The sequence below is a fragment of the Streptomyces meridianus genome (assembly GCF_023703325.1).
Classification (GTDB): domain Bacteria; phylum Actinomycetota; class Actinomycetes; order Streptomycetales; family Streptomycetaceae; genus Streptomyces; species Streptomyces meridianus.
The window spans coordinates 62,803-76,574 of the sequence record NZ_JAMQGM010000013.1; the positions used below are offsets into that span (position 1 = coordinate 62,803).

17 protein-coding genes are annotated in these 13,772 nt (G+C 71.8%); 7 read left to right on the forward strand and 10 right to left on the reverse strand.

Annotation, left to right across the window (positions count from 1 at the left end):
* Positions 1–45 precede the first annotated feature (45 nt).
* The 3 genes from M1E25_RS05545 to M1E25_RS05555 all read right to left on the reverse strand — a co-directional run bounded on the left by M1E25_RS05545 (position 46) and on the right by M1E25_RS05555 (position 2,849).
* Positions 46–384, reverse strand: coding sequence for a hypothetical protein (locus M1E25_RS05545; protein ID WP_251410497.1), 339 nt, complete (start codon positions 382–384; stop codon positions 46–48).
* Positions 377–1,972: a choice-of-anchor P family protein gene (locus M1E25_RS05550; RefSeq protein WP_251410500.1), complete on the reverse strand. Its 1,596-nt coding sequence runs from the start codon at positions 1,970–1,972 to the stop codon at positions 377–379. The genes M1E25_RS05545 and M1E25_RS05550 overlap by 8 nt, the downstream gene beginning before the upstream one ends.
* A gap of 403 nt (positions 1,973–2,375) precedes the next feature.
* Positions 2,376–2,849, reverse strand: coding sequence for a carboxymuconolactone decarboxylase family protein (locus M1E25_RS05555; RefSeq protein WP_251410503.1), 474 nt, complete (start codon positions 2,847–2,849; stop codon positions 2,376–2,378).
* 348 nt (positions 2,850–3,197) lie between these two features.
* Between M1E25_RS05555 and M1E25_RS05560 the strand changes: the two genes are divergently transcribed.
* Both M1E25_RS05560 and M1E25_RS05565 read left to right on the forward strand, forming a co-directional pair.
* Complete coding sequence (locus tag M1E25_RS05560) at positions 3,198–3,983, forward strand: SAM-dependent methyltransferase (RefSeq protein ID WP_251410506.1); 786 nt, start codon at positions 3,198–3,200, stop codon at positions 3,981–3,983.
* Positions 3,984–4,055: 72 nt separating this feature from the next.
* Entirely contained in the window at positions 4,056–4,589 is a 534-nt protein-coding gene (locus M1E25_RS05565) for a GNAT family N-acetyltransferase (RefSeq protein ID WP_251410509.1), read from the forward strand.
* Positions 4,590–4,623: 34 nt separating this feature from the next.
* Here the strand turns inward: M1E25_RS05565 and M1E25_RS05570 are convergent, their stop codons facing one another.
* Entirely contained in the window at positions 4,624–5,517 is an 894-nt protein-coding gene (locus tag M1E25_RS05570) for an LLM class flavin-dependent oxidoreductase (RefSeq protein ID WP_251410512.1), read from the reverse strand.
* 172 nt (positions 5,518–5,689) lie between these two features.
* Between M1E25_RS05570 and M1E25_RS05575 the strand changes: the two genes are divergently transcribed.
* Both M1E25_RS05575 and M1E25_RS05580 read left to right on the forward strand, forming a co-directional pair.
* Positions 5,690–6,295: an NUDIX hydrolase gene (locus M1E25_RS05575; protein WP_251410515.1), complete on the forward strand. Its 606-nt coding sequence runs from the start codon at positions 5,690–5,692 to the stop codon at positions 6,293–6,295.
* Positions 6,296–6,365: 70 nt separating this feature from the next.
* The gene (locus M1E25_RS05580) at positions 6,366–7,082 is read left to right on the forward strand and encodes a hypothetical protein (RefSeq protein WP_251410519.1); all 717 of its coding nucleotides are present in this window, start codon (positions 6,366–6,368) and stop codon (positions 7,080–7,082) included.
* A gap of 81 nt (positions 7,083–7,163) precedes the next feature.
* On the opposite strand, the gene M1E25_RS05585 is transcribed toward M1E25_RS05580, so the two are convergent.
* Positions 7,164–7,424 (reverse strand): DUF397 domain-containing protein, encoded by a 261-nt coding sequence (locus tag M1E25_RS05585; RefSeq protein WP_251410522.1) that lies wholly within the window; start codon positions 7,422–7,424, stop codon positions 7,164–7,166.
* The gene (locus tag M1E25_RS05590; RefSeq protein WP_251410525.1) at positions 7,421–8,293 is read right to left on the reverse strand and encodes a helix-turn-helix domain-containing protein; all 873 of its coding nucleotides are present in this window, start codon (positions 8,291–8,293) and stop codon (positions 7,421–7,423) included. Before M1E25_RS05590 ends, M1E25_RS05585 begins: the two co-directional genes overlap by 4 nt.
* A 130-nt stretch (positions 8,294–8,423) precedes the next feature.
* Here M1E25_RS05590 and M1E25_RS05595 point away from each other — a divergent pair, with 130 nt between their 5' ends.
* A complete protein-coding gene (locus M1E25_RS05595; RefSeq protein ID WP_372500525.1) occupies positions 8,424–8,930 on the forward strand; it encodes an ATP-binding protein in 507 nt (168 codons plus the stop codon).
* Positions 8,931–8,972: 42 nt separating this feature from the next.
* Here the strand turns inward: M1E25_RS05595 and M1E25_RS05600 are convergent, their stop codons facing one another.
* The 4 genes from M1E25_RS05600 to M1E25_RS05615 form a co-directional block, all read right to left on the reverse strand.
* Positions 8,973–9,368 (reverse strand): GNAT family N-acetyltransferase, encoded by a 396-nt coding sequence (locus tag M1E25_RS05600; protein ID WP_251410529.1) that lies wholly within the window; start codon positions 9,366–9,368, stop codon positions 8,973–8,975.
* A gap of 86 nt (positions 9,369–9,454) precedes the next feature.
* Complete coding sequence (locus M1E25_RS05605) at positions 9,455–10,150, reverse strand: class F sortase (protein WP_251410532.1); 696 nt, start codon at positions 10,148–10,150, stop codon at positions 9,455–9,457.
* A 187-nt stretch (positions 10,151–10,337) separates the two neighbouring features.
* Positions 10,338–11,093: a hypothetical protein gene (locus M1E25_RS05610; protein WP_251410535.1), complete on the reverse strand. Its 756-nt coding sequence runs from the start codon at positions 11,091–11,093 to the stop codon at positions 10,338–10,340.
* A gap of 237 nt (positions 11,094–11,330) precedes the next feature.
* Positions 11,331–11,996 carry an ArsR/SmtB family transcription factor gene (locus M1E25_RS05615; protein ID WP_251410537.1) on the reverse strand — a complete coding sequence of 222 codons (666 nt, stop codon included), beginning with the start codon at positions 11,994–11,996 and terminating at the stop codon, positions 11,331–11,333.
* A gap of 91 nt (positions 11,997–12,087) precedes the next feature.
* On the opposite strand from M1E25_RS05615, the gene M1E25_RS05620 reads away from it, so the two are divergent.
* Positions 12,088–12,393 carry a rhodanese-like domain-containing protein gene (locus tag M1E25_RS05620; protein ID WP_251410540.1) on the forward strand — a complete coding sequence of 102 codons (306 nt, stop codon included), beginning with the start codon at positions 12,088–12,090 and terminating at the stop codon, positions 12,391–12,393.
* Positions 12,390–13,691 carry an MFS transporter gene (locus M1E25_RS05625; RefSeq protein ID WP_251410543.1) on the forward strand — a complete coding sequence of 434 codons (1,302 nt, stop codon included), beginning with the start codon at positions 12,390–12,392 and terminating at the stop codon, positions 13,689–13,691. The genes M1E25_RS05620 and M1E25_RS05625 overlap by 4 nt, the downstream gene beginning before the upstream one ends.
* Positions 13,692–13,772 lie beyond the last annotated feature (81 nt).

Below are 13,772 nucleotides of genomic sequence, written 5' to 3' on the forward strand. Positions count from 1 at the left end.
GCTCCGACGGGGAGGCACCGACCGGACGACGGCGGCGCGCGGCGGTCACAGCTCCGTCGGCGCTCCGCCCCCGGTCCCGTGCGGCGGCCGGGGGCGCGTGAGGAGACGCTCCTCGAGCACGGTCGCGTAGATCGCGGCCTGCGTGCCCGCGGGGTGGTTCGGCGGCCAGATGCGCCGGCGGTGGGAGAACCGTGTGCCACGGAACACCACCACGGCCCGGACCCGGACCAGGGGCTCACCCGGAGGCCCCGACCACTCGGCATGCAGCGATTCGAGTTCGCCGCCACGGCGGTCGAACAGGTCGACCAGGGCAGGGCGGGCCCGCCGCAGGAAGTCCTCCACGAACTCCTGCGGCGAGCCGTACTCCGCCCGGTCGTCACCCACCGCAGTGGTGCACGGCGCTCTCGGCCGACCCCAGCACCAGGTCACCGGCACCGCCGGCCAGGACCAGCCTGACGCCGTTCACCGACTTCCCGGCGTCGGCGCCGCTGACGGGCTTCTGTTCGTTCACGATGAGCCGCGCACCTCCCGCGAGGGGAACCTCACTGTTGGGAGCGGTCGGCACCGCGACCGGCTCCCCTGCGATCTCGAGGTCAAGCGTGGTGCTGCCGGTGGCCTTGGTGCAACTGCTGCCGGTAGTCGACGTCAGACCGGAGATCTCGATGAGCGGCAGGCCCGGGAGGCCGATCCGCGCATGCGCCACGGTCGCCGTCGCGGTGACCGTGCCCGGGGCGAGCGTGGTCACGACCCGGGGGCACAGCTTCTCCACGGTGAGCAGCGGCGACGCGAAGCGGGCCGCGCAGGGGGTGGAGGTGGTGGAGCCCCGCGCGGTACGGATCCGGCCGGTGTCGGGCTGCGGCTCGATGTCGAGCAGCGGCAGGGGGCCCAGCTTCGCGTCGGCCGAGAGCCCGTAAGCGCGTCCGGTCGCATACTGCAGCCGCAGCTCCGCGGAGGTCTCGGACGCCAGGAACGAGGCATCACCGGCGAAGGACGCCGTCAGCGGCACGGTGGCGTCGGCGTTGAGGGGTTGGTCGACCGAGTCCACCGTGCATGTCGCGGTCCCCGACCCGGAGGTCGTGCCGGTGCACCGCTGTGCGGTGTCCCCGCTGCCGAGGGTGAACTCGACGGTGCGGCCGGGGACAGCAGTGTCCCGATGGTCCGAGAGACGGGCCGCGAGCCGCGCCGACGTGCCGTTCGCGATGTGCCTGTCGCCCGTGTAGGCGAGTTTCGTGGGCGTCGTGATCCCCAACTCGGCCGCATCACGGGACGGGTGGTAGTCGGAGTCGCCGGCGAAGGACGCGGTCAGCGCGATCCGGCCGGTGCCCGGAGGCTGGTCGACCTCCGTGACGGTGCACGTCGCCGTGCCCGAACCGGCTGTGGTTCCGGTGCACTGCTGGGCGGCGTCACCGCTGCCGAGGGTGAAGCGGACGGAACGGCCCTGGACCGGCGTGCCGAACTCGTTCGTGAGCCTGGCGGAGAGCCGGGCGGAGGAGCCGTTCACCACGGCGCCGGGTCCGGTGTAGGCGAGGGTGGTCTTCACCTTCGCCGGAGGTTCCGGCGACGGGCACTTCGCCGCCTGGAAGCACGGCAGGAAGTAGTAGGCGGTGATGATGCCGAACGGCCTGCCGTCCCCGGAACGCGCGTCGACGTGGGTGGCGTAGACCACGACGAGACTGAACTCGGTGTTGGTGCAGATCACGCGGTCGTCGGGCGCGGGGACGCAGTAGCCGGAGGTGCCGACGGTTTCCTGGATGTCCTCGTGGTCGGGGACCATCCCGTGGCCGTCCTCGATGTGGTATTTGCCGAAGCCGTCCTGGTCGGGGTGGTCGTGCTGGCCGTATCGGAGCGGGATGTCGTTGCCCGCCGGGCCGGTGAAGTCGTCGAACACGTTCCAGTTGATGATGTTGGGGTTCGGGTCCCCCGGGTCGGCGTACGCGGCCGTCGGGGCCAGCATCGCTGCGATCAGACCCACGATCAGGCCTAAGACGACGGATCCCGTTCCCCGGCGGCTTCGCACCCTGCCGTGCTGCTGTGTCATGACATTCCCCCTGGTGGTCGGTTGGGCCCCGGCGCGCGGCACGTCGGCGCGTGCCGACGGACCGGAGCTTCCACCGTTCCACGTCGGCGGTGCACATGACAGGAGTTGGCGGGCGCGTCGCGCGATCGGCCGTGGCGTTCGCCGGGGCGCGTTCGCGAAGTGCCGGGCCAGGACGCCTCGTGGCCTGACCGGCCCGGGCCCGTACCGACGGTTGCTCGCCGCCGGGTCGGCCACGTCATGCACGAACGGGCCGCACACCCCGGGCTCCGCGGCGCTGTGCGGTGCCCGGGGTGCCTGCTGCCGACCGCGCCGGACGAGATGCCCGGCCGTTCGGGTGTCAGTGGTACTGGCCCACCTGGTAGTTCCCGGCGGGCTGCTGGGTGATGACGTTTCCGCGGTTGAAGGCGTTGATGAGGGCGATCTGGGCCACCAGGACGGCGAGCTGGTCCTCGTCGTAGTGCTTGGCGGCGTTGTCCCACACCTCGTCCGGGACGCCGCCGGCCGCATCCGCGATGCGGGTGCCCTCCTCCGTCAGCTCCAGCGCGGCGCGCTCGGCGTCGGTGAAGACCGTGGCCTCGCGCCAGGCTGCGACCAGGTGGAGGCGCAGCGCGGTCTCCCCGGCCGCGGCGGCGTCCTTGGTGTGCATGTCGATGCATCCGGCGCAGCCGTTGATCTGACTGGCGCGGAGCGACACCAGTTCGCGCGTCGCGGCGGGAAGTGTCGAGTCCGCGAGCGCCCTGCTCGCGGAGATGATGTGCTTCATGGCCTGGGCTGCGACCGGACTGGCCATGATGTTCAAACGGGCTTCCATGCGTACTCCTGTTGTCGTTGTCGGGAGTTGCACCTTCTCGACGGAACAGCCCGGAACTTTGTGACACGGTCGGATGTGACGTGCGTCTCCCGGCCGCCTCGAGAGACGCGGACCATGACGACGCTCCGTGCCGCCGGCCGGACTCCGTCTCCGCTCACCGTGGTCGCCGCCCGGCTTCACGTTCCACGGCCTGCGTCGAGGCGCCGCGCCGCCGAATCGCGGTGTCGGCGGCCGACCGTCCACGAGCACGTCGGGGCGATCGGGCCGCCGTCGATCGCCCACCTGCCTGGCACACCATGCGGAAAACCGGTGTTCCGGGCGCCTGGGCAGTGCCTACTCTTCCGGCTCATGGATGACACCGGTGCCCCGCCGCGACTGACCCGACTCACCTTCCACGGCCCCCTCTCCGAGGAGCGGGCCGCCAGGATGATCGGCCGGCTCCCCGACCGAACCGCCCCGACCGCCCCGACCGCCCCGACAACGGTGCTCGACATCGGTTGCGGCTGGGGCGAGTTCATGCTCCGTCTCCTCGAAGCGACGCCCGGCGCGACCGGTGTGGGAATCGACCTCGCGGAGGACGACCTCGCCCGCGGGCGCGCCGACGCCGAGGCCCGCGGGCTGGCCGAGCGCGTCCGCTTCGTCCGGGAGTCCGCCGTCGACACCGTCCGAGGGCCCGCCGACCTCGTTCTGTGCTTCAGCGCCTCCCACGCCCTGAGCGACGCCAGGCCGCCGGAGAACACCGCCACCGCACTGCACGTCCTCCGCCGACTGGTGAAGCCGGGCGGCCGTGTCCTTCTCGGCGAGGGCTTCTGGCAGCGTCCGCCGTCGGACGACGAGTTGTCGGCCATGTGGCCCGACGCCTCCGAGTCCGAGTTCCACGACCTCCCCGGCCTCGTCGACCTCGCCGTCGCCGCGGGCTTCCGCCCCGCCTGGATCGAGACCGCGAACGCCGACGAATGGGAGCAGTTCGAGTCCGGCTACCAGTCCGACGTCGAGGAATGGCTCGCCGCCCATCCCGATCACTCGCTGGCGGAGGAGACCCGCGACCGTGTGGACCGCCACCGCCGTACGTGGCTCCGCGGTTACCGCGGTGTCCTGGGACTGGCCTACCTGACCCTCGTTCCGGTGCACTGAGGATCTACGAGACCGGAAAGGGCTCACCGCGCAGATGCGGCAATGCCGTCGTCATGCGCGAAGCTTGGTGCCATGCAGATCAGAGCAGGTGCGCAGGACGACATGGAGCAGATCGCGGCACTTCACACCGACAGCTGGCGCACGGCTTATCCGGGGATCATGCCGCAGAGCTTCCTGGACGGCCCCGTGTTCGAAGACCGCCTGGCCCTCTGGCGGGGACGGCTCACCGAGCCCCGACCGGCTGCCGGGCTGTTCGTGGCCGAGGACGGCGGCAGCATCAACGGGTTCGTGTATCTGACTCCTCGTTCCGACGGCCGTCTCCTGCTGGACAATCTGCACGCCCGGCCCGGCCGTACGGGCTCGGGCATCGGCGGACGACTGCTGCAACACGGCCTCGCGTGGGCTGCCTTCGAACATCCCGGACGCGACGTCTACCTGGAGGTACTGCGCGCGAATGTGCGTGCCGTCGCCTTTTACGAGCGGCACGGCGCGGTCCTTACCGACGAGCGCGTCTGCCATTTCGAGCAGGGCTTCGAGATCCCTGAGTTCGAGTTCACGTGGACGGCGGACTCCGTGCCGGTGGCCGCGGGCCTGTCGTCGCGTTGATGCCCGGACCAGGAACGAGCCGAAAGGAAGCCGATCAGCGATCTCCGGAGAGCGAACCCTGGAATGCCGGCGGGCCCTGTTCGATGCGGCGCAGCACCGGTTCGAGTCGGTCGAGGTCATCACCGCTCTGGAGTTGCCGCTCGTCCCACCAGGTGGCGCCGGCGTCCCGCAATGGGCCGATCAGGTCGCGCGCTTTCGCGGGGTCGCCGGGGGTGGCCCCGCCGAGGACGATCTCGAACGGCTCGTCGCGGCGGTCCCCGCGCTGCCCGCGCAGGTATCCGACCAGGTCACGTACCTCGTCCACCCGCGGGATCTCCCCGTGCCGGGCGGTGGCGAACAGCGGGACCGCGCCGTCCCAGCGGGCGGCCCGGCGCATGGGCGGGCGGTTCGGCCAGAAACCGCCGACCCAGACCGGTGGACGGGAGCGCTGCACGGTGGCGGGCCGCAGGGTGACGTCCCGGACCCGGTAGTGCTTCCCGTCGTGGTCCACCGGTTCGCCGGACCAGTAGCGTCGCAGCAGGTCGAGGCCCTCGTCCAGGCGTTCGGCGAGCACGACCGGGTCGGTGGGCTCGCCGAAGCTGCCGTACTCGTCCTCGATCGGCCCGCCCAGGCCCGTCCCGAAGATCACCCGGCCGCCACTGATCGATTCCAACGTGGCGACCTGCCGGGCGAGTTGCTCCGGACGTCGGCGGGCGACCGGGGTGACGAGCGGTCCCAGGCGGATCCGGGAGGTCGCCAGCGCGGCGGCGGTCAGCAGCATCCACGGGTCCCCGAAGTGCGTGGTCCGGCGCAGCCGCTTGTCGTGCACCACGTGGTCCCAGACGAACAGCCCGTCCCAGCCCGCCTGTTCGGCTGCCGCGGCCACCGTGGCGACGTTCCGGGCATCCGCGAAGTCGCCGAAGTTCGGAATATTGATCGAAAAGCGCATCCCCGCATGCTCCTCCGCGACACCGGGCCCGGCAACGGGATTCGCGCGGGCGCCCGCACGGCCCCGGACTCGGGACCGGAGCCACCACCGGCGCCCGCACCCAGGTCCCGCACTGGAGACGAGGCGGGGTACAACCTCGCCAGTGAGCAGGGGTGTTGGCATCATCGACCGCGTGACCACGCCTGGCGCCTCGCACGACACCGACCGGTCTTTTCGTCGTCGCCTCATGGATCTGGTGGAGGGCATCTCCCCCTGGGACGACCAGGAGCGCGGCCACGTCGCCGTGGTTGCGGAGTGGATCACTCGCGGATCCCCGCTGCACCGGGTGCGGAAGCCGGACGTCCCCGACCAGCACCTGGTCTGCTACTTCGTCGTACTCGACGAAGCCCATGAGCAGCTGCTGCTCGTCGCCCATCGCAAGGCCGGGCTGTGGCTCCCCAGCGGCGGGCATGTCGAGCCCGGAGAGGAGCCATGGGACACAGTGGTGCGGGAGTGCCGGGAGGAACTGCGCATCGGGGCACGTCCGTCGGCGCTGTCGGGCACCCGGCCCTTCTTCCTGACGGTCACGCGGACGCGCGGAGCGGGCGAGCACACCGACGTCTCGCTCTGGTACCTCCTGCAGGCCGACCCCGACGACATCACGTCCTTCGACTCGGGCGAATTCGAAACGGTCCGCTGGTTCCCCCTGCGCCAGGTGCTCACGACGCCCGTGGACACCCTCGACCCCCACATGCACCGGTTCACCCGCAAGCTGCTGGCCGCCGTCCCGACGGGGTGAGAGCGGGCTCCACCGGGGCGCTGCCGGAAAAGGAAGTGCGACGGAAGCCGCGCTCCGCCACCCTCGGGCGATGACTTCAGCCGGGACGAGTTCCCTCCTCGCCGCAGCAGTGCAGAACAACGCCGAGTGGTGCGACGCGGTCTGCCGCTCCCACGGGCTCCCCGGGGCGTTCGGCGACCGGGTCTGGCGCAGTCCCCGCCGCACCCCGGTGTACTACCCCGACTCGGTCACGCTGCGCCCCGACGCCGTGCCCGGCGACGTCCTTCTCGGGATCGACGCCTCGCCCGGGTGCTCGGTCAAGGACAGTTACGCCGGGCTCGACCTCACACCGCACGGCTTCACCGAACTCTTCGGCGCCCACTGGATCCACCGAGCGGCCGATCTCCCCGCGCCCGGAGCCCCGGCGCTGCGGGCCGAGCGGGTCCGCACCGCCGGCGGGCTGCGCGCGTGGCAGGACGCCTGGCACGGCGCAGACGGGGCCCCGGACGTGTTCCGGCCGACGCTGCTGGAGGACCCGGAGGCCGTGGTGATCGCCTTCCTCGACGTCGACGCCCTCGCCGGAGGCGCGGTGCTGTACCGGGGCGCGGGCGTCGTCGGCGTGTCCAACCTCTTCGCGGCCGGGGGCCGGGACGTCGCCGGCGCCTGGTCCTCGGTGATCGCGGCAGCCGCCGGGCACTTCCCGGGGCTCCCCCTCGTCGGCTACGAGCACGGGGACGACCTCGCGCCGGCACTCGACAGCGGCTTCACCCCGATCGGCGACCTCCGCGTCTGGCTGCGCACCGGCTGACCGCCGACAGCGCCGGGCCCCGTCCGACGTCGATGACGACGGGCACGCGAGCCCCCTGGACGGCCCGGGCACGCCCGCGCCCTACGCTCCTGACCGGCCCGGCCGGCCGGAGCCCGGCGATCGATCACCGTCGGCAGCGAACTCGGCCGCGAAGGCGACGAAGGCCGACCACGCGGCGGGCGCGAACGCCAACTGCGGACCCTGCCGGTCCTTCGAATCCCGGACATGGACGGCGGCAGGGGCTGCGGCGACCTCCACGCAGTTGCCACCCTCGCCTCCACTGTGGCCGCTCTTGATCCAGTCGAGCTGCAGGGATGGCGAGGTGCGCTTGCCGGTATTCACAGGTCTCCCACCAACTTCTCGATCAACGCCAAGGACTCCCTGGGCGTGAGAGCTTGCGCCCGGATAATCCCATAGCGCGCGGCGACGACGCGCACCTCTTCGGAGTCTGTGATCAGACGGCTGTGTCCTTGGACCTCGAGATACGCCACTTGCTGCCGCCCCTTGGGGGTGAGGAGAACGAGCGGGCCATCGAAGCCCGGATTGTCCTCGGTCACCGTAGGCATCACCTGCAGGCGGACGTTGCGTAGTTGGCCATAGCTCAGGAGCTGTCGCAACTGCTCTCGGAGCACCTTCGCGCCCCCGTAGGGCCGGTGCAGAGTGGCTTCTTCGAGCGTGAAGCTCAGCGTTGGAGCCGGCCAGCGCTGGAAGATCTCCTGTCGCTCGATCCTCGCCGAAACGCGCTCTTCGATGGTCCGCTCGTCGAGCAACGGCTGACGGATCGAGAAGATGGCTCGAGCGTAGTCCTCGGTTTGAAGGAGCCCCGGGATCGTCTGGGTCTCGTAATCGTGACGCTCCACCGCCTCGGCCTCCAGGCGGGCGAAGTCGCGGAACCACGACGGATGCTTCACGCGCGCCTTGGCCTTGGCCCGCACCACGTCGTCCTTTGCCGCCTTCAACAGGCCTCCCGCGCCCAGCAGTTCGTCCGCCGCGTCCAGGAACTCCGGCTGCGGGATGCGGCGCCCGCGTTCCAGGGAGGAGATCTGGTCCTCGCCGTACCCGAGCCGGTCGCCCAGCTCCCGCTGTGTCAGGCCCGCCCGCTCCCGCAACAGCTTGACCTGCTTGCCCATCGCGCGGAACAGGTCGACCGTCTCGTCACGGTCCTCAGCGGGTTCCGGACGTCGTTCCGACGGCCCGCCCACACCTGCCATCTCGCCACCTCCCCGTGCGTTCCGGTCACGGCCGCCGCGGCGGACAGGACACCGTCCGCACCCGGACAGGCACCCTGCGTACCGGGGTCTTTCCTGGTCAGGGTAGGCCCGACCGGCCACGCTGGGTGACGTGAAAGCCGAAATCATCACCCCTGCCGGTGTGTTCACCCAGCGGTTCAGCTCCACCCGGCACGGGGCACGCCTCGCCCGGCACCTGGCCGTCCAGCAGCTCGACACATGGGGCGTCCCGTACGACAGCGACCCCTCGGACACCGCAGCCGTCATCGTCGGCGAACTCGCCGCCAACGCCGTGACCCACGGCCGCGTCCCCGGGCGGGACTTCGAGCTGCGCCTGACGCTCGACGGCCGCACGATCCGCGTCGAGGTCGGCGACACCCGAGACGACAGGCTGCCGGACCGGGACGCCGCACCTCCGGCTCCCGACGCCGAGTCCGGCCGGGGGCTGCTGCTGGTCGGCCTGCTCGCCACGCGCTGGGGCGTCCGCGAGCGGGCGGTCGGCAAGACGGTGTGGGCGGAGTTCCCGTCCGAGCCGGACCCCGATCCGGCCGCGCAGGGGAGCCCCCGGCGTCCGGCACCGCTGCCGGCCAAGGGCCGGACCCGACGCACACGGTCCTGACGCGCCCATGGAGAAGAGTTCGCCAAGACGAGGGCCCCGGAGTCACAGGGCGATCAGGCCTGCCGCCGTCTCACGGAAACCGCAGGCGTCGAGATAGAACCGCCGCAGGTGCTCCTCGAAGTCGACATGCAGCCATGCGCACCGCGCGGCGCGGGCCTCCCCGGCCGCCGTTGCGACCAGCGCCGCCCCGAGCCCCCTGCCGCGGCACCGCTCGGCCACCACCGTATCGAGGAGGAAGGCATGGGCTCCGCCGTCCCAGGCGACGTTGACGAAGCCGACCAGGGCGCCGGCCTCCCGGGCGCACACCCAGCCGAGGCTGTGCCGGTGCAGCCGGGTCCACCAGTCGACGGTGCCGGGCGGACCGCCGAAGCCCTCGGCGTGCAGCGCGTTGAGGGACGCGTTGTCGACGTCGCCCCGCCACTCGAACTCGACCGTCACGCCCCGATCGTAGGTCCGGGCATCCACCACCGGGGTAATTCCGTGAGCAGCGGACCGGATCCCGGCCCGGGCAGCGAGGAGGCGGGTCAGCCGAGCCGGGTGGAGGCGAGGTGCGCGAAGACCACGACGTTGTCCTCGTAGTCCTTGGCCTTCCGGTCGTAGTCGCCGCCGCAGGTGATCAGCCGCAGTTGGGCGGTCGGGGCGTCCGCGTAGACCCGATCGTCGGGGAAGTCGTCCTTGTTGAAGGTCTCGACCGAGTCGACCTCGAACGTGGCGACCACGCCGTCCTCACGGGCGATCTCCACCGTGCTGCCCTGCTTGAGTGAACTGAGGTTCAGGAACACCGCGGGCCCGGTCCTGGTGTCGACGTGCCCGGCGACGACCGAGGTGCCGCGTTCACCGGGTGTGGCACCGCCCTCGAACCAGCCGGCCAGGTTCTTGTGGTTCGGCGGCGGGGCGTTGAGCTGCCCGGTCTTGTTCAGCGTCAACGGCGTGAAGGGGGCGTCGACGGCGATCTCCGGGATCCGGATGCGCTCCGGCTCGGAGCGCGGCAGGGCCGGGTCGGCAGAGCGGATGCCGTTCCCCGGTTCGGAGGCCACGGACGGTGCGGTCACCACGGATCCGGCCTGGGGTTCGCCCTCCGCGTTCGTGTCGAAGGAGTTGAAGATCAGGAGGGCGCCCAGCCCCACCGAGGCGGCGGGCCACAGCAGGGCCTTGCCGAGGGAACGGGTGCCGGGGGGTTTCCGGGCGGGAGCCGGTCCGGAGGGCTGCTGGGCGACCATCTGTGCGTGCCTTTCGTCGTGCGAGGTGGATCACCGGCGCTGCGGGAGCGCCGCCCGCCGCCGGATCGCGGCGGAACGGGCATGTCGGTGCGGGAACTTCGGGGCGCTGCCGGGGGTGCGGGGCGGCCGTGGCCACCGCCGGAGCGATGGCCACGGCAGCCCGCGGTCGTGCCGGGACTGCCGGCCGTCAGGCGGCCGCGCCGCCCGAAGCGCCTCGGCGGCGCATGCGGTACGCCGCGACGGCGAGCCCGCCGAGCAGCAGAGCCGAGCCCGCAGCGGCGCTGCTGCCGCTGACGGCCGTGGCGCCGCCACCGGTGTGGACGCCGCCGTTCGGCTTCTCGTGCTTCCACTTGTCGTGGTCGTCCTTCCACGACTTCTCCTGCTCGCCCTTACCGGACTTCTCCTGCTCGCCCTTCCAGGAGTCCTCGCCCTTGCCGGACTTCTCCTGCTCCTCCTTGCCGGACTTCTCCTGCTCGCCGCTGCCGGAGGAGTTGCTGTTCGGGTCCCATTCGGTCTTCGAAGCGAGGGCGCCGCCACCGGTGCGCATGCCGCCGTGGGGCTTCTTGTGCTCCCACGACTTCTCGTGCTCCTTGTCCTTCTTCCACTCCTCGCGCTTCTCCTCGTTGCCGGACTTCTCGCGCTCGTCGCCACCGGACCGGGCCTCACCGCTCGGGTCGTCGGCCGTCACCCGGGCCAGCGCGCCGCCACCGGTGCGCATGCCGCCGTGGGGCTTCTTGTGCTCCCACGACTTCTCGTGCTCCTTGTCCTTCTTCCAGTCGTCGCTCTTCGCCTCCTTGCCGGACTTCTCCTGCTCGCTGCTGCTGGAGGAGGAGCTGTTGTCCGGGTCCCAGTCCCCCAGGCCGAGGGCGCTGACGGCGGGGGCGGAGATCACGAGTACCGCGGCGGTCGCGGCCGAGGCGAACAGGGTGCGGGCTGTGCGCATAGGGACACATTCCTTCCGCCGCGACTGCGATGGCCGACCCCTCGCCGGCTCATCGGATCGCAGTGGCGACGTGATCACCGTCAGTCGTCCCGGCCCGGCGCACCAGCAGAGAGCAGCATTAGAACGACAAATGTGCGCTTATCGGGTGATGATCGGCCTCGTCCGCCGTCGGACACGACGCGTGACGCGGCGCCCGGAACAAGCACCGGGCGGGCGACGGCGGCTCCGCTCGCAGCGTCACGCGGCGCGCGGCTCGACGGGGAGAGCGGCCAGCCGCCACTCGAGCATGCCGTCGGCCAGCCGCTTCGCCCGGCGCCCGCGGGCACCGAGCAGGCGTACGGCGTCATGGGCGAGGACACAGTTGGCGCCCCGGCAGTAGGCCACGACCTCGGCATCCGCGGGAAGTTCACCCAGACGGGCCTCGAGTTCACCCAGGGGTAGGGACAGGGCCCCGGGAATGTGGCCGGCGGCGTACTCCTCGGCGGGCCGGACGTCGACGACAACGACAGAGCCGTCCTTCACCCGTTCCAGGAGTTCGTCGCGGGTGAGGTGGTCGGTGTCCTCGGGACCGAGGTAGGCGGCGCGGGCGGCATCCGCCGCGGCCTGATGAGTACGGGCGACCTGCTGCAACAGCCCGTACAACGCCACGACATCGTCACCGGCGAGCCGGTAGTGGACGCGGGTGCCCTCGCGCCGGGTGACGACCAGGCCGGCCTGCTTCAGCGTCTGCAGGTGCGCCGAGGCCGTCGTCACGCCCAGACCCGCGGCCCTGGCGAGGGCGTCGACACTGCGCTCGCCCTGGGCGAGCAGGTCGAGCAACTCCAGCCGCTTGCCGTTGGACAGCGCCTTGCCGGTCCGGGCCAGCGCATCGTAGAGAGCAGCCTTGCGCTCGGGGTCTCCCACGACTCCCCTCCTTTCTCCAATATTCCATGGAATACTATATCTGCGTGGGTGGCGTCCGGTCACTCCGTCGCGTCCCCGAGGAGGCACCGTCATGAGCTTCACCGACGACCACCTGATCCCCCTGGTCGACGCCGGCCTGGGCAACACCTCCTACCTCCTCGACCTCGGCGACGGCCGCGCGCCGGCCGTCGACGCAAGCCGCGACCTGCGCACCCTGCACGCGCCGTCCGCAGCCACGGCACCGCCCGGCGCCGTGGTGATGTGCGGCCACGGAGAGCGCGCCATGACGGCGGCCGGCCTCCTCGCCCGCAACGGGGCCGGAACGCCCGCCGTACTGACCGGTGGCGCCGCCGTCTGGGCGAACGCCACCGGACGCACCCTGGAGGAGAGCGCGTGACCACGACACCGGCCGACCGCTCGGCGCGGCAGCACACCCTGCGGCTGGGCCTGCGGGCGAACCTCGCCCAGTTCACGCTGCTCGTCGTGGTCAACGCCCTGGTCGGCGGCATGCTCGGCCAGGAACGCACCGTGCTGCCGCTCCTGGCGGACGACGTCTTCCACCTGTCCGCCTACACCTCTGCCCTGACGTACATCGTCGCCTTCGGCGCCACCAAGGCCGTCACCAACTTCTTCGCCGGCACGTTCTCCGACCGCTACGGCCGCAAACCGGTGCTGGTCGCCGGATGGCTCGTCGCCCTGCCCGTTCCGGCCATGCTGGCCTGGGGGCCCTCGTGGGGCTGGATCGTCGCCGCCAACGTCCTGCTGGGCATCAACCAGGGCCTGACGTGGTCCACCACCGTCATCATGAAGATCGACCTGGTCGGACCGGAACGCCGCGGGCTGGCCATGGGCTTCAACGAAGCCGCCGGATACGTCGCCGTGGCCGTCACGGCCGTGGCCACCGGCGCCGTCGCCGACCACTTCGGACTGCGACCGGAACCCTTCCTGCTCGGCGCCGCCTATGCGCTCCTGGCGCTCGGGCTCTCCACCCTGGCCGTCCGGGAGACCCGCGGGCACGCGCGCCTGGAGGCCGCCGGCCATTCCGGCTCCCGGAACCCCAGCCACCACGGGGAACTGAGCACCGGGCAGATCGCCCGGCGCGTCAGTCTCGGTGACCGGGCCCTGTCGACCGCGAGCTGGGCCGGCCTGGTCAACAACCTCAACGACGCCCTCGCCTGGGGTATCTTCCCGCTGTTGTTCGCCGCCCACGGCCTCGGTGTCGCCCGGATCGGCGTGCTGGCCGCGCTCTATCCGGCCGTGTGGGGCGCCGGGCAGATGCTCACCGGGTGGTGGTCGGACCACATCGGCCGCAAGCACCTCATCACCGCCGGCATGCTGCTGCAGGCCGTCGCCATCGCGGCCGTCGCCATCGGCACCACCTTCACCGTGTGGGCCGCCGCCCAGGTCGTGCTCGGCATCGGCACCGCCCTGGTCTACCCCACCCTGCTAGCCGCCATCGGCGACGTGGCCCACCCCATCTGGCGGGCCCGCGCCGTCGGTGTCTACCGGCTGTGGCGGGACGGCGGTTTCGCCGTCGGCGCGCTCCTCGCCGGAGGCCTCGCCGACGCCTACGGCCTGACCACCGCGATCTGGGCCGTCGCCGCTCTCACCGCCCTCTCCGGCCTGGTCGTCGCGGTCCGGATGTACGAAACCCACCCGCGCTCCGCAAGCCCCGCCCATGCCGGTGCCGGATAGCGCGTGCGCTGCCCCTCGCGCAGGCAGCCGGCCGCCCTCCGGGGTTCGCGCGGCAGCCCCGCCCCCCTGCCCGGCCGGCCC

Bases quoted from the DNA above. Each gene is read 5' to 3' on its own strand.
- M1E25_RS05555 (WP_251410503.1), bottom strand. From the start codon at position 2,849: ATGGAAGCCCGTTTGAACATCATGGCCAGTCCGGTCGCAGCCCAGGCC.
- M1E25_RS05570 (WP_251410512.1), bottom strand. From the start codon at position 5,517: ATGCGCTTTTCGATCAATATTCCGAACTTCGGCGACTTCGCGGATGCC.
- M1E25_RS05605 (WP_251410532.1), bottom strand. From the start codon at position 10,150: ATGGTCGCCCAGCAGCCCTCCGGACCGGCTCCCGCCCGGAAACCCCCC.
- M1E25_RS05580 (WP_251410519.1), top strand. From the start codon at position 6,366: ATGACTTCAGCCGGGACGAGTTCCCTCCTCGCCGCAGCAGTGCAGAAC.
- M1E25_RS05560 (WP_251410506.1), top strand. From the start codon at position 3,198: ATGGATGACACCGGTGCCCCGCCGCGACTGACCCGACTCACCTTCCAC.
- M1E25_RS05620 (WP_251410540.1), top strand. From the start codon at position 12,088: ATGAGCTTCACCGACGACCACCTGATCCCCCTGGTCGACGCCGGCCTG.
- M1E25_RS05590 (WP_251410525.1), bottom strand. From the start codon at position 8,293: ATGGCAGGTGTGGGCGGGCCGTCGGAACGACGTCCGGAACCCGCTGAG.
- M1E25_RS05610 (WP_251410535.1), bottom strand. From the start codon at position 11,093: ATGCGCACAGCCCGCACCCTGTTCGCCTCGGCCGCGACCGCCGCGGTA.
- M1E25_RS05565 (WP_251410509.1), top strand. From the start codon at position 4,056: ATGCAGATCAGAGCAGGTGCGCAGGACGACATGGAGCAGATCGCGGCA.